We start from the raw sequence: 21,401 nt of genomic DNA, 5'->3' as shown, positions 1-21,401 counted from the left end.
TGCCCCTTGCCACGCCACTCATTACGCTACAACCATGACAACGTATTGGCTAGCGATCCATTGGGATCTTGCAGCCTTGATTAAGTAACTTACTGTATTAAATAGCTTACTGTTTATAATTATTAGGGATGCTGATGACCAACAGCATTCATATTGACGCCTATAACCTATAATTAGTCATCGGCTAAGCATTTGAAAGAAACCTTGTCTGTTAATTGCGGTGGCTAATATAATTAACCACCGTGAAGACACTATCACTGATAGGCGTTAAACCGATGGCGTCACTAGTTGATCGTCGGCAGGGATCACCAACACATTGCTACGGATACGGCTCAGCATGGCTTCGGCAGTATTACCAATAACACAGCCAAGCAAACCACGGCGCTGACGAGCCCCAAGCACCACATAACGAGCCCGTAAACGACAGGCCAGTTCATATAAACACAGATCCGGCTCACCCGCTAAAATATGAATATTATCCTGCGGCAAGCCAAGCTCATCGAGCTGAGATTGATAACGCTGATGAGCCTCTTTAACCAGAGTGCGGGGATTGATGACATCCATATCCCTGAGGATCTTAGGTACTCTTACCACATAGGCCAGATGTAATACGCACCCAGTGGCCTTGGCAAGTTGGCGAGCATAGGCAATCACATTATGGTTAAGTTGCTGTTTTATCGGTTTATCACTGCCTAAATCCACCGCCATCAGCACGCTATTGGCGCGATTTAATGGATTATCGGTCAATAGCATCAGCGGAATTTTTACATTACGGATCAGGTGCCAGTCCACAGGTAAGTAGTGGTCGGCATCCTGAACGGCTTTAATCATAAGATCAAAGCCATGGCGCATAGAATGATGACAGGCATGTTCGAATAGATCTTTAGTCCACACAGTGTTGACTGGAACATCGTCTATCTTAAGTGATTGCAGCTGCGCTTCAATGTCACTGTTACGCTGCTTCATTATTTGTAATTTCGCCGCAGCGGCAAGACGAGGGCTATAACACTCTTTGCCACTAAAAGACTCATAACTATAGTCAAACACCTCGGCCGTTTTACCCAAGGCACTAGCAAGCTCCACTCCTGTGGCAATTGCATCGGCTTGTTGCTGCTTTTTTTGCGAAATGATAAACACCTTATCCATGGTTTTCTCCTACCGCTAAACCTTAAGTTGAGCTTAGTCACGGTTTGTGACTTACGCCTTGATCTTGGTCATAAAATTAACCAAGCTCACTATCATATACACCATTGTGGCAAGAGGCCAATATTGCCATAGATAACTCTGTTCTGGCACTCTGTTTAGGCATACCCCGTAATGGCACGCAAGGGCAAACGGCATCATCGCTGGTCACTATCCACTGTGGTAGACGAGATGCTAACGGGACGCTTAATCGGCCCGAGCTTGCTCAACTGGCACAGTGACCTTGCCTAAAAAGAACACCTAAGCGTCTCTAGCACTCCCCCGCTAAATGGGTAGCAACAGATAAAAAAATACCCATCATTCGATGGGTATTTTTATTAGCTTAACTGGCTCTCAGTGGCATCAGTTAACGGGTGACACCACAAACAGTAGTTCACCTTGTGAGACCTGCTGACCGTTGCTGTTAAGAATACGCTCAATGCGATATTGCTTATCTTCAGGGTACAGCACAGCGCCTTGGCGGTTAAAGCCTGCAAGCGTCACCTGTGAGAACATTTTCATCGCTTCGGTTAACGCCAGCGTCTGATCGACAGTAACGATGTCACCCTCTTTGACGAAGTCCGCTTCACCCGGTGCTGGCGAGGTATAGAAGATACCCGCACCTTGTGCCAATACTTTTAGCTCATTACTCTCACCGACTCGTAGCGACTCGGTATCGACACCCACAGTTTCCGCTGCCGCTTCCATTTCGGCAATCAGCTCAGGAATATCCAGCTCAGCCATGAAGCGTGGCAGATAGTTAGTGTCATACACCCCTTCGTTGAAGGTACCATCTTTTAAGATACGCGTGAGCAACGGAATATTGGTTGCAATACCTTTAATAACCACTTCGTTGGCAAGATAGTCATGCAGCTTGTTGATCACATCTTCGCGCGACTCACCACGGCAGATGATCTGGGCGATCAAGCTATCATAGTATGGTGATACCTCTTTACCTTCACCGGCGATAGAGATGATTTCGATATCATCGCGCTCAGGCATCGCATATTCGGTGATCACCCCTGGATGCGGTAATAACTGCAGTATACCATTGCTGTCTAATGCCGCTTTCTCGGCAGTGACACGCACTTCGATAGCATAGCCAATCTCTTGTGGCTCAAGGTGCTCAATAGAGCGACCCGCGGCAATGTCGAAACCGGCGCTGACGATATCAATACCCGAGGTTGCTTCAGTAACCGGATGCTCAACTTGCAGACGAGTATTCATCTCCATGAAGTACACTTCATTGGTATCGAGGTTGTAGATAAATTCTACCGTACCTGCACCCATGTAATCGGTGGCGTCGCCTAATGCGCGCGTGTATTCCATCACCTTCTGCTTAAGCTCATCTGGCAACATAGTCGAACCAGACTCTTCAATCACTTTCTGGTTGTTACGTTGTACCGAACAGTCACGTAACCCCAGTACCTTAGTGTTACCAAACTGATCACGCAGTAGCTGCACTTCAATATGGCGTAAAGAGGTAACATATTTCTCTAGGTAAAGGTCACCATTACCAAATGCCGCCGCCGCTTCGGTAGAGGTCTTTTGGAATAGAGAGATCATATCTTCTGGGCGCTCAACAACTTGAATACCCTTACCGCCACCACCTTGTACCGCTTTAAGCAGCACAGGATAGCCAATTTCGCTGGCCACGTTGACCGCTTGCTCTGCGTTGGTCAAGATACCGTGACTACCTGGAACCACAGGTACATTTTGCGCTTGCGAGGTTTTAATCGCATTCGACTTGTTACCCATGGTCGTCATGCTATGCACACTAGGGCCAATGAAGTTGACACCGTTATTAACACATAATGCGGCAAATTGCGGGCTTTCAGACAGGAAGCCAATACCTGGGTGCAGCGCATCAACTTTCTCATATTCAGCAACTTTCAGCACTGAGTATGCGTTTAGGTAACTTTCATCAGAAGTGTTACCACCGATACAGACCAGCTTATCGTTTTCATCAAGCATATCGGCTGGTACCGAGGTCATATCGGGATCTGACGCCACTAATACCACGCTAATGTTGTTGTCATGAGCCTTACGGATTAGCTTAACCGCAGTACAACCACGAGCATGAACCAATACTTTCTCAATAGGCTTCATCAACTGACGAGGATCATCTTGTACTATCTCATCCTCGGCCACTTGCATTTCAGGCACTAAGGTTGAAATGGCATTGCCAATAACATCTTCAATCTTAGCCGTTGGCTTAGGCATTAATGGATCGATACCGCTAAGTTGCTCATCTATGGTGTCGCTAAATGGATTGGTGACCAAGGCGTTCATTGCGCCCGGAACCTTAGACAGATAATTCGACAACGTCGAGGTCGACGGCAAGTATGCTGGCACTACCATCTGGCCTGCAAATGGCATATTAGTGCCCGACAGGTAATATGTTTGCACCAAAGGATGGGTCACAAAACTGGCCTGAGCACCACCGGTACAGTCCCCGAAACCAAACATCAAGACTGGCAGTTCGTTATCACGAATGAAACGAGTAATACGGTCGTTCACCACCGCCATAGAGAACAGCGCCGCCGCCCCTTCTTTAGTCTGCATACCACCTGAACTGATGAAACAGATAACTGGCAGTCTGCGTTTAGCACATTCGATCAACAAGGCACTGAATTTCTCGGCGCTGGCCATATCGAACGCACCCGCTTGGAATGCGGTATTGGATACGGCGATACCCGCACGAATAGTTTGCCCCTTGTACTCAACATTGGCGGTCCCCGTGATCAAACCGCATGGACGAATGCCTTTATCGAGTGCATCTTCAATCGATAAACGGAAACCTGGGAAATTAAGCAGGTTAGCCGACATTTTGTCGCCGTTTAGCTCATCAAAATCACTGAAGAATTTAGCAATGACATTTTCCCAAGTCATCTTACCCTTGCGCTTCTCATCGCGAAGCACTTTCTGGATAAGCAGATCTTGATAACCCATGGTCAAGCGGTTCCAGAAGTCTTTACGACGACCAATGCGCACAGGGTTGATGGCACCAGTGTAGTCGCTGCTCTTCTCTTCGCTGGCAAAATACTCAGGCAGTAGACGCTCGAAGAAATAGGTCAAGATAACGAATAGACTGTCGTTAAGTTGCGGGAAACCGACGCTCTTCCACTGCTCTGTTTTAGTCAGCAGATCGGCACGGTTTGACTGCGACATGAAATACTTCAGCCACTTATAGAACTTGTTCTTATCGTTAGCAGTATCTTGTTTAGAGATAGCGCGATCGATTGAGTCATGTAGCAGGTTGTCGACAGAGGCGCGCGATAAACTCTTCGTCATCATGGCTTCTTTCGCGATTGAGGCTAAGTTACCCACCACGTTGTCATACAGCGCATTGAAAATTAAGATGTTATAACATTGCCAAATAAAATCTTCGCGCAGTTCGTCATGGACGATCACATCCAGAACCGTCAGCTGATTAAGCTCTGGCCAATCGGCTTGTGTCACTTCATCAGGCAAGCTTTCTAGATATTGGATTAAGCCTTTGAAGTTGTTTTCGGCGTTGCCTTTCCAACGGTGGTATAGCGACCAACCGATATTAAATAACAGTGCCTTACGCGCCTTCTTATAATTCTCTTTAGGCTCACCTAAAATAAACCGCGTCAGCATGTTTCGTTCAGTAGACACATCATCGCGCTTGGCGGTAAAGTTGCTCCATAACTTATTAAGATCTTCATCGTAAACCAGTTTATCTGGGCTAGATAGCCAAGACTGGAACACCTTATCTTGCTCTTGCTGAATACGCGCCAGCAGATCGCCCTCTGGTACGCTCACCTTAGATAAGCGGCCATACTGCTCTTGAGAAATCGAATGAATACGGCTACGCAGGGTTAAGTAACGCAGATAACGATAAGAGCTACCGAATAAATTGAGGTGCATCGTTGGGTTGTCAGCAACCGATAATCCCGCCTGCTCTTCTAAGGCTGACAGGTTCTTCGACGGATGCAAGAAACGATTTAAGCTGCGGTCATAATGTTCACGTAAATCTTTCGACTCGCGCACAAACTGCACCGCGGCATTCTCGACCGCTTCAATACTGCTAATGATCGCACGGCGAAGATTATGCTGACGCTCATCTTTATCCGATGGTGAAAAGTCGATAATGCCATCGATACAGCCCGAAGTGTAAAGCTCTTCTGGCGATACGCCCACCGACTTAGCACACTCTTGCCATGACAAGTTGTACTTACGCGCAATGCTTTGCAAACCTTGAGGCTGAATGGTGTTAAAAATACCATCACGCAGTGACAACAAAATGTTGGCCGCGGCCAAGGGGATTGCACCACCAGAATAGCCAGCACCAATCACGATACCGACCGTCGGAACATCGACGTTGGCACTCTCGGCAATGGCTTTAGAAATCGTATGTGCTTGGTTTTGACTGTTCGCCACTTCACCGGCATCGGCACCAGGGGTGTCAATAAGGTAAACAATAGGCATAGACAATTCGGCAAAGTGACGAATGGCCGCACAAGCCGCTATATGATGCTCAGGCATCCACGCACCATTACTAGTGGTGCGCTCTTGAGCAATAAAACCGATACGGCGAGTGCGAGTGCCAAAATTGAGCTCAACCTCAGCACTGTAAAATGGGCCTAAGTGTTTATCTGTGATCAACTTGCCCTTGAGATCGGCAATAACGCGCTTAGCGCCAAGGCGGTTTTTATCTAAGGTGGGTTGAATCACTTTAGCAACGTAACCGTCTACGTCTAACTGTTCCAATTCCTTAAGATTAGACTGAATCGTCTCTTCACTTAATAAACCGTTAATCTGCTCTGACAGACTCTGCTTACTGTGTTTTGGAAACAGAGAAAAATCTTGTGCCAAATGTTCTGCTTGAAGAAAAAGCGGATCGGCAGTTTGAACCTGAGTCGTGTTTGTGGGCTGATTGGTGCTGGTCATCAATTGATCCTCTGCTTTAGCCTCTAAAATTTTTAGCCCATAAATATAACTTTGTTATAGGGTCAAATGCTATTAAACTGACTTAGACGCTATGTTCCATTTTTGAGACAGTGATAAAATAATGCCAGATTTGAACGGTATGATGCTATTCGCAGCGGTAGTGAGGGCTAAAAGCTTCTCTCAGGCGGCTCGCGATATCGGCATGCCAAAATCCACCATAAGTCGTAAAGTCGCCCAACTCGAAGAGCAGCTAGGCGTACGTTTATTGCAACGTGATACCCGTAATTTAAGCCTGACTCAAGTGGGTGCATTATTTTATCAACATTGCAGTAGTATTAACGATGAAGTCGAAGCTGCCAAGGCCACCATTGAAAATACACATAATGATGTATCTGGTTCATTACGTGTGGCTATTCCGGTTTCCTTTAGCCAAGAGCTCATCGCTAACCTATGCAGTAGCTTTATGCGCTTATATCCTAACGTGGCACTCGACGTCCAATTTACCGATAATGATGTTGGTTTAGTGGGTGAAGGTTATGACATCGCCATCAAATATGGCCCGCTGCAATCCTCTGACTTGGTGGCGCGTTTATTGTTAGAACGTCAACCCATATTAGTGGCCAGTCCAGCATATTTAAAAGCCAAAGGCACCCCTGCTACACCACAGGAACTGAGCGAACATCACGGTATTTTACTTGGTACTTCGCGCTCAGCCCCAATTTGGCCGCTAGGAAAAGGCCAACGTAAAACCATGGTCAATTTTAAACGAAAAGTGAGAGTAAACAGCGCCATCATGGTGAAACAACTAGTATTAGATGATTTTGGCATTGCTATGCTATCTAATTCTGTGTGTAAAACCGAGTTAGCTAGCGGCAGCCTTGTACCACTTCTGCAAGACTGGCCCATTGAGCCTTTCAAAGTGTATGGGGTGTATTCGAGCAGGCGTCAGCTGGCGACGAACATTAGTGTGTTCTTAGATTTTTTTACTAAACGCTTCAGCAGTCATGAATCGCTGCAGTCATTAATGATGTAACAGCGCTCATCATTCACAATAGTGACTAAGCTGAACCACCAAGCTCTCTCAACCGCCGCGAATCCTTAAATGGCATGGTATTACTTGCTATATGATGCCTTGATAAAAAAATAAAAAATCGGCAATAACTAAAATAAAATGGCTAACACTTTTTAATATTAGCCATCTAAGATTAGTCCGCCGCTTGACTCAATTTCACATAAATTAATCACCATAGCGCTATCATCGTCATATCTTAAGCAAGATCCCCTCTGTAAACTGTCAACTGCTAGAAACGATACGGGAAACGTAAACTTAATTGATAATCGGGTGAATCCTCGGTTAAACCAGCACCAATGCTTGTGACCATAGACAGGTTCTCAGTTAGCGCCAATGTCGCGCCAAGGCCAAGCGATGCGGTATTGGTATCTGTCCTAGTGATATCTTGCCAATCACTGCCTTTAGGACGCTGCTGAGTTTTAGCGTAAAACCTCTGGTTAAAGCTCATGCCAATACTCATTCTTTCTGACACCGCAAATGCAAGCCCCAAACTGTAATCAATGTAATCCCCCAAATCGATCTCGCCGGGCGATAATCCAGGTAACCCAGATAGATCGCCATACTCTTCAGGGATAAAGGTGCCGTAGTTGAGATTAAAAAATACAATCGCGGGATCATAGGTTTTAGCCAAACTAAAACCGGTTGAGAGCCCTAACACGCCAGCACCCGTCGCAATATCCACAGGATAAGTTAAATTACCCGACTCAGACGATTCTAGCTCAATACCAAAAGGATCTGTCCCCGTGGGCAAACGTACCCTGACGTTCCAAACCCAATCGGGCCAACCATTACCCTCGGTCATTACCCGATAGTAAGCGGCTAAACTCATATCTCCAATTTGTCCACCCTCAACCTTGGCAGACTCATATAATTGGCTCGAATTCCCCTCCCCTACAGACTCATATTTATTAAGGCGATACACATAAGGAAAACCCATTTCGAACTGCCATTGGTCATTGAGAGTATAGCGCGTAGTTAAGTCAAGCTGGACCGTATTAGAGCGTATTCTATCGAGGTTTAAGTTACCTAGAAATATGGCATCCAATGCAAGAAAACCACGCAAAACCAAATCCTTACGCCCATAATAGCTGTAGGTCATAGAGGATTCGACAGTTAACTTACGATCAAACACATTATGCGCCTCTTGCAACACATCATCTGTACTGCGAGAGCGTTCCGGTTCCTTTTTCACTTGTGCTACCGGAGCTGAAGACGCTGATTCTTGAGCACGCGGTTGTTGCGGTTGCCGTTCGATCGTTTGAGCTGCTTGCTCCTGCGCATCTGTGGTATTACGTTGAGACTGATTAAGCGTTGCTTCTTTCGCTAAGATTTTTTGCGCCATTTGATTAATGGCTTGCTGCTGCATCTGTGCTTGTTTATTAAGGAAGATGAGCTGTTTTTTTAGCAATTGAAGCTCGTCAGCTTCAGTCATTGAAGCTTGATTTTGATCGTTATCAGCCGCGAAACTGGGGAAATTAACACACGCAATCGATGCTAGCAGGGCAACCTTAGTCCATTTGACGTCCATTGATCGTTATCCTTGATTAACTTTTGTGGTCTTAGGTATAGACTCGCCTGAAAACTATAGACCAATTCCCATGATGTCGCGTACCTGTAAGCCCATTAATTGTCGCTCTTTTATTCCAATATCAACTCCTTGATAGCGTATTAATGAACTGTTAGTAATTTGATTAAACCCACCAATAATATTGATTGATTGCATCAACTGACCATTACCCTCTTGAGATAATACTCCTTGTGCAAACGATGCTGATTGCAAGTCGACCCGATAACCCAATTCACCGCTTTTAGCAGAATAGAGCACATTGCCGCTACTGTTAACTAAGGTTTGTCCTAATATGATTTCGACACCATTAGCCAGTGGAGCTAATGCTCCCTGAGTGATATCGAGTTGATTGTTTACGTTATTAAAATCACCTGTGATTTGAATTTGTTGCTGCAAGCCACTCGCCTGTCCAGAAGTGGACAGTCCCAACGAGTTATCCGTTAGCGCCCCTTTATCGGCAATGGTAATGACAAGTTCGGGACGATCATTTGATGCCGACATCTCAATTTGCATGCTCACCTGCTGAGCGACCCCCTGAGCATTGAGATATTGGGTTTGCATCAATAAACCAAAGTAAAAGTCTTGGCCATTTTGGGTGTATTTCCCCCTCTGCTGAGCCAACTCCTGATCTGATAATGGCGCTTGTGCATCAAAAGCATCTAATGGCAGATTGGATGCTAAAGCTGAATTGGCCAATAAAATCCCTGTTACTAAGCAAAATTTCATTTTGCCTCCTTTAAAGCATGTCTGCATATTGGAAACCAAACTCTAATAGTTCAGCATCGGTTAATGGCTGCATAGGGCTTAGCACGTTATACGTTAATCTGTTTCTAGGCGTTATAAGCGGATTATCTTTAATGTATTGATTACCTATAACGACAAAGACAATTCCGTTCCATTTGTTGGCAAACTCTTCATACTCTAGAATACGATTTCCAAGTGCGGGGTCGCCAAGAAAAACCTGATTTTCAGTAAACCGTCTCATCACAACAAAATGACTGTACCCACCATCATTTAACAGCACTATCGCCGGAATTTTTAACAGTAGAAGCTCTTTAACCCCCACCCTATATCCTCGGCCACGCATATTCTGCGTTGCTAAGTAACGTTTCATATCTAACAAGGAAAAACCTTGCTCTTGCACTAACTCAATATCTGCAATCTCGAGCATACCCAATAAGACATGCTCTTCGGTTATCTCATCTTGACCATATCCATACTTAAGAATGCTAGCTAAACTGGCTGCACCACATGAAAAGTCTGTTCTTTGCGGCACCACAAATTCAAACTTACGCTCTCTGATACTTTGGATATTTTTAGTGTAGTTCCCCATGCCGGGGATCATGCCAGTCAACATTATTTCAGCTGCAATGGCATATTGATAAATGCCTAAACACAGGCATAACAATAAATACTTCATCTGGGTGTCCTTAGTGATGCAGTAGCTCAAAGCATCTTGAGCCACTGCGATACTAAAAGAATGCTGAGTAATTATTGTTCAGATACGATAGCTCCTCCAGTCATGCTTGTAAGAGACAGGTTGTTTGACTGTAGGTTGCCAGTACCCGACGCCATATTGACGCCAATATTACCTGACGCATTTTGGAAAGCACCACCCGCTATAGCAACGGTATTAGTGGTTTTTTGAGTAACGCTTTCAATAACGAAAGGCATTGAACCAGTCACAGTACCAGCTAACTCAAGTGTACCTGATTCATCAAAATCGAGAGTATCACCACCTGGGTTTTCACCGTCCATATCCATATGACCCCACAATACGGAATCGTCACCATCATCATGAGCCCCATTATCCTGCCAAATTTCTGGATAAAAACCACCATTCTGAGTTGAACTTCCTGCATAGGTACCCGATGCATCTAATGTTAACGTCACATCAACAGATTCAGCTGTATTCTGCAAAGCGCTTTCATTTAAAGTGATATTATGACCTGTAACTTGGGTGTTTGAGACCGTCGCTTCACCTAAGCTACCCGTATGTGCTGAAGCAGCCATATTATTGGCTTGAACATTGTTGGCACCTGATGCGATGTTCACACCTATATTACCCGAAGCCCCATTGAATGCTGAGCTACTAATGCTGGCACTATTGGTGGAGGCATAATTCCCAGTACCATTGAATGTACCACGTTGACTACTGAAAATTTCAGCATCACCAGAGCCAAACGCAAACGAGGCATCTATCGATGCGAGTGCTGCAGAATTCCCTTGCACATTATTGTCGCCCGCCGCTTGGTTTACCCCAATATTACCGCTGGCATTACTAAAAGCCTCATCGGAAACTGAAGCCGCATTATCAACGTAAGAGTTACCGACAATATTAGCCCCCACTTCTTGATTATTCTCAACTACAGCCATACCTAAGCCATTAACCCCGATATCACCTGAAATTTTAACTTTACCTTTATACTCAAGATCCTTGGTAACACTCACTTCCTTTTTGAGCTCAACAGAACTATCTGAATCTGTTTCACCATTGGCAAACGCATTGGCACTAATTGCTGCACTAATACACATTACTAAGGTTAATTTCTTCATTTTCATTTCCATTTTCCATTTCTCCATTAGGATGATTTAATTCCCACTTGGTAACTGCAGCGAGAACTGATTTATGGCGGTGTTACCATCGCCAGAAATTTGGTTGATTTGCACTATACCTTGCACATTTTCAAAACTATCAGAAGCGATAAAAGACTGATTATTATCAAGATGACCAATAGGCAAAGCACTGGGACTGGTCACACTTTCAAGTGACTTGTCATCGAGACCAAAACCAACAACAGATTGAAGCGCTATGGCCCCAAGATTAGCTTGAATGTTTCCTTGGCCACTGACCTGATTGATACTGATCAGCCCTTGGCTATTTTCAAACGCTAACTCTTCGATTGACGTTTGATTGATAGCATCACCGTAAGTGCTGTCGGCAATGTAAGGGTTTTTCTGATTAGAGAGGATGACGACTTGCCCACCGATCGCATGACTATTGGTTTGTGAGTTTTGAACGCCAGCTGATTGATTAATTGCTACTCGACCCTGAGCATTTAAAAAAGCCTGCGGCGCGATGATGGCTGTATTGCCTGGAAAATCAATGGCATAGCTCTGGGCATCAACACTCAGGCTTGCCACACTTGAGCCATCTACGTTGGACTCTCCCATATCAGGGCTATTATGATTCGTATCGGCAATAACAGTACAAGCCATCGCGCTAAATAATAAACATAAACACCGTTGTCCGTAACTTAGTCTCATTTAGCCCTCTTCATCTAGATTAGTAGCAATCGTCTAATGAATAGAGCAAATAACAGGCCAAAAAATGAAGCTTTAAAGATCAACACCTTATATTATTAATAAAAAAAACGTCTCAAAGTTGATACAAAAAAAATAATAAGACCTTGATCTTATTATTATTGAAAATTAACATCAGCGTCTCAAAACTGAGAATTAAGAATCGATTGCATAAATGTCATGCTTATCAATTAGGCGATATAATGTTGCTCTTGATATTTGAAGATCATTTGCCACAACATCCATTTTTCCGCTGTGTTTCTCCATGACTTGGATAAGGGTGTTTTTTTCTACTTCATCTTTAATTTTCTTTAAGCCTCTAGCAAAACAGGATTGATTAATTGAATTTTCAAGTTCTAGATCAGAAGCTTGTATAATACCGGTTTCGCATAGTAGTACCGCACGACGAATACGATTAATTAATTCACGTACATTACCTGTCCACTGGTGCTCTAACATAGCGGTTTTAGCTTGTTCGCTAAAATGACACCCCCCTACAGCATACTCTGCGGCATATTTCTGACAAAAGTGCTCAGCAAGAGAGATGATATCCTCCTTACGATCTCGCAGTGGTGGCAACTCAAGCGTGAGGCCATTTAAACGATAAAACAGGTCTAAGCGAAACTCACCGCGCTTAATCGCTGCATCTAAATCGATATGTGTCGCGGCCACAATACGCACATCAACAGAGGTCGGCTGACTTCCACCGACTGCATCAAAGGTACCTTCTTGTAAAAAACGCAGCAGATTAACCTGTTGATCCAGAGGTAAGTCGCCTACCTCATCCAAAAATAACGTGCCGCCATGAGCTTGGCTTATTTTGCCTTTATGCCGGTTTATGGCTCCAGTAAAAGCCCCTTTTTCATGGCCGAATAATTCAGATTGCACTACACCTGAAATCAATGACCCGCAATTTACCGCAACAAATTCACCTGATGTACGTTGAGATTTTTGATGTATTTCGCGAGCAATCAGCTCTTTACCCGTGCCACTTTCTCCACGAATAAGAATAGGGATATCGGTTGGTGCCGCGCGATAAATCTGTTTACTCAAGGCCTGCATCACCCGAGAGCACATGATAGTTTTTGAGGGAAAATGTAGGGAGTTATTAGCTTGGGCTGCACACCTTAAGCGTATTCTAATCAAGCCTAATGCGTGCCCTAATATGCGTGTTAATCTATCTACCTCAAATGGTGCAGTATGGTAATCCCAAGCATATTTTGAAATAAGCATTTGAATACTATTGACTTGTAACTGTTTATTTTCAACCAACATTAATACTAAGGTATTTTTATTTAGCTGATTAAGTATCAATTCTGCCCAATCGGTTTGATCCACACCTCTTAAATCCAGTAGTAATATATCTATATTGAAATTAAAACTTTGCATATTCTCAACATCATGAAATTCGGTAAAAATACCATGAGTCTTTAACCCTTTACACAACCCATCATCATAAATATGCCCAATAACGCTAAGACACCTCATATCAAACTCCCTTTATTGGCTCTCAACACCATGACCGCACCTAAACTTATCGACACCATTGAAAACAAAACTAAAAGCACAATTAAATACCAATGCAAAATTAAATATTCAACTTTACGGATGATTTAAAATAAGAAAGTATAGTAATAAAATACTATTTAGATAAAATAAATTTTATTAACTCAATTTAATGAAAAATACATAACATCCTATCCTTAAACCTCGTTAGTCACCCGATGGTTACCATGACATCCTAGTGCTATCATCATTGAGCCTAGGTAACTTTCCATCGTCGTTATTCTGATGCATACTGAGGTCAAAATAGCACCATGTCATAGCAGTTTAGGCAACTGATATTGCGTGTATTTACCGCACAAATAACCCTTGAAAGGATACGGCAATGATTCACCTGCGCTCGGCACTGCTATTCACCTTGCTTGCAACAAACCTTATCGCCTTACCTACATTAGCTAAAACAGACGTTGAAGAGGCGCGTTTACCTAAGGCCAGTGCGGCCATGCCAAACGTAGTCAATCGATATCAGGCGATGATTGATGACTTACGGCAAAAATACTTACGTCAGTCTGACGAACTAGTGATGACCCAGATGGTTGCTCGTCAGGGTGAGCGTTTGTGGCAACAAGCGGTCAGGGACGTACAATCTGGCGGTCAGGATGATAGGCCGCTCTATTGGAGTCGTCTAGCGATGAAAACTCAACTAAAACAGCATCAACCTGCATTTAACATTGCCCCCTGGCAACGCAACATATTGCTTAACGCTGTAGAGAAATCCTCCCGTGGCTTTAGCGACATCAATTTCAAACCTAATAACCAAATTCGCATACTCTTAACGGGCTTCGATCCCTTCTTTCTCGATCGCGATATTGACCAAAGTAACCCCTCAGGCTTAGCTGCTTTAGCTCTAGATGGTTACCACTTCACGGTTAATGGCAAGCAAGCTCAAATTGAAACAGTTATGGTACCAGTTAGATTTGCCGACTTTGACCAAGGGATCATTGAGTCACTTCTCACCCCCATCTATCGCGATAACCGCGTCGATGCTATTTTTACCGTCAGTATGGGTCGAGATAACTTCGATTTAGAACGCTTCCCAGGCCGTAACCGCAGTGCCGATGCTCCCGACAACCTCAACATCATGACGGGGGCGACCCCAGCCGCACCTAAAGCACCATTACTAGAGGGCAACACCTTAAACGGCCCTGAATTTGTGGAGTTTTCATTGCCAGTAGACGCAATGCAAAACATCGAAGGACGCTGGCCAATCAATGACAATCGAACTGTGACCACATTAACAAAAGGAACTTTTAGCGCCGACTCATTACTCGAGTTGCAAAATGCAACCTCGGTTGAAGGCTCTGGCGGCGGTTATCTCTCCAATGAGATCTCCTACCGTGCCGTGCTGTTAGGGCAGCAATTTAATAGTGCCATTAAGGTAGGCCATATTCACACCCCGCGGGTCAGTCGCCACGATCCCGCCACTGAGATGGCGATTGTCGATCAGATAACCACTATGGTCGAAGCCGCAGCAACTCGGTTATAATCCCCAGAACCAACAGCGCCCCTAACCACACTGGGGCGCAAACATAAGATTTAAGATGTATCAACGCATTAACACACTAATTAAGAAAGGTATGACGCTTAAGGCTTGCTTATCACCTGCTGCAACAACACAATTGCCACAGACAGACAACCAAGCACAAATACTGGCCCAAGTTGACCTTTGTTACCAACATGCTGAGCATCAATTACAGCGCCGTTTTCCTCGCCCAGAAGTTAACTTTAAACTCAGAGGTAAAAGTGCTGGTACAGCGCATTTACAACTCAATAAGTTGAGGTTTAATGCCGTCTTACTCGAAGAAAACCCAGAGATATTTTTAACTCAGGTCGTCCCCCACGAGATCTGTCATCTGCTCGCCCACCAGCTTTATGGCCGCGTCAAGCCCCATGGCATTGAGTGGCAAACCCTAATGACAACTCTGTTTAAACTGACACCCAGCACAACTCACAGCTTAGATACCCGTTCAGTACAAGGAAAAACCTTCGCTTATCGCTGTGATTGTGGCCCGGTTTCGTTGAGCATTCGCCGTCACAATAAAGTGGTACGAGAGCAAACTCGTTATCGCTGCCGGCGTTGTAAACAGACCCTCACCTCGGCTTAGTCGAGCACGAGATGACCAAGATTATCGACAAAGCAACGCAACATCGAGCGACGGCGGTTCTCCTCGCCGCTTGCTTAAGCTGCGCCCCATCCCGTAAAATCGGCACCAAACAGCCGAAGTGCTGTCATTAAGCTTGCCATGGCCCTGCCGCGTCACTCGCCACTGTGCCTGGCAAGCTTTGTTATCTTTTTAGGGATTAGATGTGTTAAGAAATATTTATGCTCGGCACCATTTGGTGCTGAGGGCAATGGCGTTGCTGGTATTATCACTGGTGTCGGCCAATACCCTTGCCTCGCACCCTAGCAGTTTTAACCAAGCCAAAAAAATTGCGCGCACGATTTACAGTCAAGACCTTACCACCACCAGTTTTTATTGCGGCTGCGATATCACCATTAAGGGGAAGCTGTGGCAACCGGACTTTAATCGCTGTGGTTACCAGGTGCGTAAGCAACAAAAACGCGCCAGCAGAATTGAATGGGAGCACATAGTGCCCGCGTGGGAGTTTGGTCATCAACGCCAATGTTGGCAACAAGGTGGCCGTAAACATTGCGGCAAGAGCGATAATCTGTTTAAAAAAATGGAAAGTGACCTGCATAATTTGGTGCCTGCTATCGGCGAAGTCAATGGCGATCGCAGCAACTACCGCTTTAGCCAGTGGAACGCAACACCGGAGCAGTATGGTCAATGTGCCATGGTCGTCGATTTCAAGTCTCGTAAAGTGGAACCACCACCCCATACCCGTGGACAGATCGCGCGTACCTACCTTTATATGCAGCAGACTTACGGCTTACAAATTGCCAAAAGTCAGCTAAACCTGTTTAAAGCATGGGATAAAACCTATCCAGTTGATACTATTGAGTGCCGACGCGATAACGCCATCGCCACACGTCAGGGCAACCATAACCCATTTGTGCAAAGCCAGTGTCAGCAACAAGCCAAGATACAGCAAACTGCGGAGTAGCAGATGAGAATACCCAGAATTTACCAAGCAGGCTCCTTAGACCTAGCCTCTAGCGTTATGCTCGATGCTGAAGCGGCTGGACATGTAGGCCGCGTACTGCGAATGGGCCCAGGTGAACAGCTTGAACTGTTCAATGGTGATGGTCACAATTATGTAGCCGAGATCGTCAGTGCCAGTAAGAAAAATGTCGAAGTGAAGGTCTTAACTAAAACGGTTAACGACAATGAATCACCACTGCACCTGCATCTTGGGCAAGTGATCTCCCGCGGCGATAGAATGGACTTTACCATCCAAAAGTCAGTTGAACTGGGCGTGAATACAATAACACCTCTATTTTCAGAGCGTTGCGGAGTTAAATTATCGGGCGAACGCTTAGAGAAAAAGATTCAGCAATGGCAAAAAATTGTGATTAGCGCTTGCGAACAATCGGGTCGCAGCGTGGTCCCTGTCGTGCGACCCGCCATGGCATTAGCAGACTGGAGCCATGAGAGTAGCACCGCCATTAAGCTCAATTTACATCCAAGAGCCTCACACGGTATCAAAGGCTTAGCACTTAATACCACGCGTGTACGCCTGCTGATTGGCCCAGAAGGTGGATTATCGGAGCAAGAGATTGCGCTGACAGAACAAGACAACTTTACCGATGTGCTCTTAGGCCCAAGGGTACTGCGCACCGAAACAGCAGCCTTAACTGCCATAAGTGCACTACAACTTAATTTCGGCGACTTGGGCTAACCCAATCGCCACAACGAATGCGCCACAATTGAATAAGGAAAGAGAGATGATTAAGCTTGGCATCGTGATGGACCCCATCAGCGACATCAACATCAAGAAAGACTCTAGTTTCGCCATGCTGATGGCGGCCCAATCTCGGGGTTATCAGCTGTTCTATATGGAGATGCATGATCTTGCCATGGTCAATGGCGTCGCCATGGCGACCATGCGCCCATTAACAGTGCAGCAGGATGAGCAAAACTGGTATCAGTTAGGTGACGCCGTCGACACCCCGATGGCTGAGCTCGATGTTATCTTAATGCGCAAAGATCCGCCGTTTGATACCGAGTTCATCTACGCCACTTATATGCTGGAGCGCGCCGAAGAGCAAGGTGTGCTAATCGTCAACAAGCCGCAAAGCTTGCGTGATGCCAACGAAAAACTGTTTACCGCTTGGTTTAGTGAGTTTACCCCTGAAACCATAGTGACGCGCGATGCTGCGCGTATTCGTGCTTTTTATCAACAAAAGGGCGATATCATCTTAAAGCCATTGGATGGTATGGGCGGCAGCTCGATTTTCCGCGTGAAGCAAAACGATCCGAACCTTGGGGTGATCATCGAAACCCTCACCAACCACGGTCAGCAATATGCCATGGCGCAAGCCTTTATCCCAGATATCACCTCAGGTGACAAACGGATCTTAGTGGTCGATGGCCAACCTGTGCCTTATAGCTTGGCGCGGATCCCGCAAAAGGGTGAGACCCGTGGTAACTTAGCCGCTGGCGGTAAAGGTGTGGCGCAGCCTTTGTCTGAAAGCGATTGGGCCATTGCCAATGCGATTGGCCCTGAGTTGAAAAAACGTGGACTGATTTTCGTCGGTTTAGATGTGATTGGCGACAAACTGACTGAAATTAATGTCACCAGCCCAACCTGTATCAAAGAGATCCAGGCAGCCTATGACGTCGATATTACTGGCATGTTGATGGACGCTATCGAAGCTCGTATTAAGTCATAACCTGGAGCCATGATGAAGTTATCAACGCTTATAGCCACCTGCTCACTTGCTGCGGCGCTGCTGCACAGCAGCATGATAAGTGCCAATCCATTATCGCCAGAGGCGGCACCTAGCCGTCCTAAAAATATCGTGATCATGATCGGTGATGGGATGGGGCCTGCTTATACCAGCGCCTACCGTTATTATCAGGATAATCCTAACACTCAAGAGGTTGAGCAGACTGTGTTCGATCGCCTCGCCATCGGCAGTGCCAGTACTTATCCGGCAGCGGTGAGCGGCGTGGTAACCGATTCCGCCGCCGCGGCCACCGCATTGGCGACTGGGGTCAAAAGTTATAATGGCGCTATATCGGTCGATACCGATAAGCAACCCATTGATACCATCATGGAGCTGGCGAAAAAACGCCATATGAGTACTGGCGTGGCGGTCACCTCGCAAATCAACCACGCCACCCCCGCCGCCTTTTTGAGCCACAACGAGAGTCGCCGCAACTACCAAGCATTAGCCAAAAGCTACCTCAATACCGATGCAGATGTCCTGCTTGGCGGTGGGAAAAAGTATTTTCCAGCCGCCCTCATTAAAGAGTTTGAAGCTAAGGGCTATCATTATCTTGCCGATTTCAGCCAACTCTCACAGGTAACGCAACCTAAGGTCATTGGGCTCTTTGCCGATGTGCAATTACCCTGGGCGATTGATGAGCCTGAGGCCAATCGTCTTAGCCTGATGACAAGTAAAGCCCTTGAATTACTCTCAACTAATCAGCAAGGTTTTGTCTTATTAGTCGAGGGCAGCCTTATCGACTGGGCCGGCCATAACAAGGATATTGCTAGCGCAATGGCGGAGATGCATGAATTTGCCAGAGCCATAGAGGTGGTTGAGCAATACATTCGTAACCACAAGGACACCTTGTTAGTGGTGACGGCCGATCACAATACGGGAGGGTTATCGATAGGTGCTAATGGTGACTATCGCTGGGACAGCCAAGTATTACGTAATATAAGTGCCAGCCCTACGACGATTGCCACCGAGGCCATAGCCGCCGATGACTGGCGCACCGTAGTTGAAAGTCGCTTGGGTTTATCACTGAATGAATCCGAGACTCGCCAACTGGCAAATGCTCGGATGCAAGGCCACAAGGTACTCGATAACGCCATTAAACGCCTTATCGATACCCGCTCTAACACTGGCTGGACAACCGATGGTCATACAGGCATGGACGTGCAAGTCTTTGCCACAGGCCCTGCGGCAAGCCTATTTTCTGGTTATCAAGATAATACCGATATCGCCAACAAAATAATCAGCCTATTACCCAAGGTGATACCAGCCCAACAATCCCAAAATCAAGACGCTCCAAAAGCGACAAAGATAACAGGGGTAAGCCAAGAGCCCAAAGGCCAATCATTAACACAAAAGCCTAGCGCCATGAATGCCACGCTCACCCAGTAACAAGCACTTACCACAACGCGATTAGCCCTTAATGTGCTTAACTTTACGGCTTAAGTTGGCGAAATACATAAGGGCTTAAGTGCTGAACTTGGCGTTGGCAGCCTAATGCTGGCGTGCAGCATGGTTAAGTGCGTACGCAATATGTGCCAGATATCAGCAAGTGACGATTAATCACCACCTTCAATTTATACTCCAAGCACAAGGTATAGATGATGGTGAAGCAGCAAGATGCCAAGCATTAACAAGTCGCTACTCCAGACTAAAATAGACTTAACTCTATATAATTAATAGGTTAGACAAAAATCAGCTCGAAAGCAGAATAAAATGATTACTTATAATCTCTACCCATGGGATATAATCAAAGCAAATTTTCCCTATGATATTGGTTATTCGTGCTATCTAATCCATCAAAACTGATCGAAAGAAACAGTGATCTACTTAAATCAAAAGATGTTTTACTGCTCAACATTGAAGGTGACCTATTAGCAAAAGAGCTACAGAGCGTCGCGAACACGGTCAGCACCTTAGCACTGGATTTCAATCACCATTTACAACTATTACCCTATGAATCAGCGAAGTTGCAACTGCATTTTGGCCATCAAATGGCTAATGATGAACGTTTCGATTGTGTGGTGCTGTTTTATCCCAAGTCTAAAAGCTTAGCCCCTTACCTGCTGAATTTGGCCGGCCTGCATCTTAAACAGGGTGGTCAACTGCTCGTGGTGGGTGAAAACAAAGGCGGAGTGCGCTCACTAACAAAACAGCTGCCAAACTACTTTGATGCCGCGAGTAAACTTGATAATGCTCGTCACTGTTTGTTATTTAGCGCCGAGCTAATAGAAGTTGCACCAAAAATGAACCTCAATGATTGGGTCAGTCGCTATACACTCGATACTCCGCAAGGCGCATTAACCATCTGTAACTTGGTGGGGGTATTTAGCGAAAAACGCTTAGATGACGGCACGAAATTATTGCTTGAACATCTGCCGAGACTCTCGGGTAGAGTGCTCGATTTCGGCTGCGGTGCAGGTGTGATTAGCGCCGCCTTACTCAAGTCAGATCCCGCTATCACTATGGAATGTGTCGATATTAACGCCATGGCGCTGGCCTCATGTGAGCTCACACTCGCAGCTAATAATATGACAGCTAAAGTCTATCCATCAGATGGTTTAGCACAAACCCAGGGGCAATTTGACGCGATTATCTCTAATCCCCCGTTTCATGATGGCTTACATCACACTACGAATATCGCGACGCAATTTGTACAAGATAGCGCCCAAAAACTCACCCGCGGTGGTCAATGGCATATCGTGGCCAATCGCCACCTGCCCTATAGCGAGGCTATTGCTAGCACTTTTAAGGGCGTCAATGTCAGCGCAGAAAACAACAAGTACAAGGTGTACTCGCAGCGCAGCTAACCCCTTGTCGGCAATGATGTAAATACATAAACAAGCCAGGCGACAACCGTCGCCTGTTTTTTTTACTACAACCTAGTGTCTGTTACTGTAAAGCACACCCGACTAACCGCCGAAAAGCATAATCCTCCACCAAAGCCA

Annotated in this window: 16 protein-coding genes; 8 read left to right on the top strand and 8 right to left on the bottom strand. The window is 45.6% G+C overall.

Going from position 1 to position 21,401, the window contains the following annotated elements; all coding sequences use genetic code 11:
- Positions 1-267 precede the first annotated feature (267 nt).
- Positions 268-1,146, bottom strand: coding sequence for a universal stress protein (locus DVO77_RS03335; RefSeq protein ID WP_119977300.1), 879 nt, complete (start codon positions 1,144-1,146; stop codon positions 268-270).
- Positions 1,147-1,545: 399 nt separating this feature from the next.
- A complete protein-coding gene (locus DVO77_RS03330; protein WP_119977298.1) occupies positions 1,546-6,099 on the bottom strand; it encodes an ATP-binding protein in 4,554 nt (1,517 codons plus the stop codon).
- 121 nt (positions 6,100-6,220) lie between these two features.
- Here DVO77_RS03330 and DVO77_RS03325 point away from each other — a divergent pair, with 121 nt between their 5' ends.
- Positions 6,221-7,132 carry a LysR family transcriptional regulator gene (locus tag DVO77_RS03325; protein WP_119977296.1) on the top strand — a complete coding sequence of 304 codons (912 nt, stop codon included), beginning with the start codon at positions 6,221-6,223 and terminating at the stop codon, positions 7,130-7,132.
- 268 nt (positions 7,133-7,400) lie between these two features.
- Here the strand turns inward: DVO77_RS03325 and DVO77_RS03320 are convergent, their stop codons facing one another.
- The 6 genes from DVO77_RS03320 to DVO77_RS03295 all read right to left on the bottom strand — a co-directional run bounded on the left by DVO77_RS03320 (position 7,401) and on the right by DVO77_RS03295 (position 13,487).
- Positions 7,401-8,699 (bottom strand): cell envelope integrity protein TolA, encoded by a 1,299-nt coding sequence (locus DVO77_RS03320; RefSeq protein WP_119977294.1) that lies wholly within the window; start codon positions 8,697-8,699, stop codon positions 7,401-7,403.
- Between the two features lie 54 nt (positions 8,700-8,753).
- A complete protein-coding gene (locus DVO77_RS03315; RefSeq protein ID WP_119977291.1) occupies positions 8,754-9,464 on the bottom strand; it encodes a hypothetical protein in 711 nt (236 codons plus the stop codon).
- A 10-nt stretch (positions 9,465-9,474) separates the two neighbouring features.
- A complete protein-coding gene (locus tag DVO77_RS03310) occupies positions 9,475-10,158 on the bottom strand; it encodes a C39 family peptidase (protein WP_119977289.1) in 684 nt (227 codons plus the stop codon).
- Between the two features lie 71 nt (positions 10,159-10,229).
- Positions 10,230-11,294, bottom strand: coding sequence for a hypothetical protein (locus DVO77_RS03305; protein ID WP_119977380.1), 1,065 nt, complete (start codon positions 11,292-11,294; stop codon positions 10,230-10,232).
- Between the two features lie 36 nt (positions 11,295-11,330).
- Positions 11,331-12,005: a hypothetical protein gene (locus tag DVO77_RS03300; RefSeq protein WP_119977287.1), complete on the bottom strand. Its 675-nt coding sequence runs from the start codon at positions 12,003-12,005 to the stop codon at positions 11,331-11,333.
- Positions 12,006-12,197: 192 nt separating this feature from the next.
- Positions 12,198-13,487 carry a sigma-54-dependent transcriptional regulator gene (locus tag DVO77_RS03295; RefSeq protein WP_162924132.1) on the bottom strand — a complete coding sequence of 430 codons (1,290 nt, stop codon included), beginning with the start codon at positions 13,485-13,487 and terminating at the stop codon, positions 12,198-12,200.
- 442 nt (positions 13,488-13,929) lie between these two features.
- Here DVO77_RS03295 and DVO77_RS03290 point away from each other — a divergent pair, with 442 nt between their 5' ends.
- From DVO77_RS03290 to DVO77_RS03260, 7 genes are all read left to right on the top strand, one after another.
- Positions 13,930-15,090 (top strand): pyroglutamyl-peptidase I, encoded by a 1,161-nt coding sequence (locus DVO77_RS03290; protein WP_119977283.1) that lies wholly within the window; start codon positions 13,930-13,932, stop codon positions 15,088-15,090.
- A gap of 55 nt (positions 15,091-15,145) precedes the next feature.
- The gene (locus DVO77_RS03285) at positions 15,146-15,709 is read left to right on the top strand and encodes a SprT family zinc-dependent metalloprotease (RefSeq protein WP_119977281.1); all 564 of its coding nucleotides are present in this window, start codon (positions 15,146-15,148) and stop codon (positions 15,707-15,709) included.
- Between the two features lie 247 nt (positions 15,710-15,956).
- Positions 15,957-16,670 (top strand): endonuclease, encoded by a 714-nt coding sequence (locus DVO77_RS03280; protein WP_119977279.1) that lies wholly within the window; start codon positions 15,957-15,959, stop codon positions 16,668-16,670.
- Between the two features lie 3 nt (positions 16,671-16,673).
- Positions 16,674-17,405, top strand: a complete 732-nt coding sequence (gene rsmE / locus DVO77_RS03275; protein ID WP_119977277.1) for a 16S rRNA (uracil(1498)-N(3))-methyltransferase — start codon at positions 16,674-16,676, stop codon at positions 17,403-17,405.
- A gap of 46 nt (positions 17,406-17,451) precedes the next feature.
- Complete coding sequence (gene gshB / locus DVO77_RS03270) at positions 17,452-18,399, top strand: glutathione synthase (RefSeq protein WP_110455833.1); 948 nt, start codon at positions 17,452-17,454, stop codon at positions 18,397-18,399.
- A 12-nt stretch (positions 18,400-18,411) separates the two neighbouring features.
- A complete protein-coding gene (locus DVO77_RS03265; RefSeq protein ID WP_119977275.1) occupies positions 18,412-19,845 on the top strand; it encodes an alkaline phosphatase in 1,434 nt (477 codons plus the stop codon).
- 392 nt (positions 19,846-20,237) lie between these two features.
- On the top strand, positions 20,238-21,263 hold the full coding sequence (locus tag DVO77_RS03260; RefSeq protein ID WP_119977274.1) for a methyltransferase: 1,026 nt from the start codon (positions 20,238-20,240) through the stop codon (positions 21,261-21,263).
- The last annotated feature ends 138 nt before the right edge of the window (positions 21,264-21,401 follow it).

This window comes from Shewanella algidipiscicola (genome assembly GCF_003605125.1).
In the GTDB taxonomy this organism is placed as follows: domain Bacteria; phylum Pseudomonadota; class Gammaproteobacteria; order Enterobacterales; family Shewanellaceae; genus Shewanella; species Shewanella algidipiscicola.
Note: the sequence above shows the minus strand (reverse complement) of the source record. Positions and strands in the feature narration are given on the sequence as shown.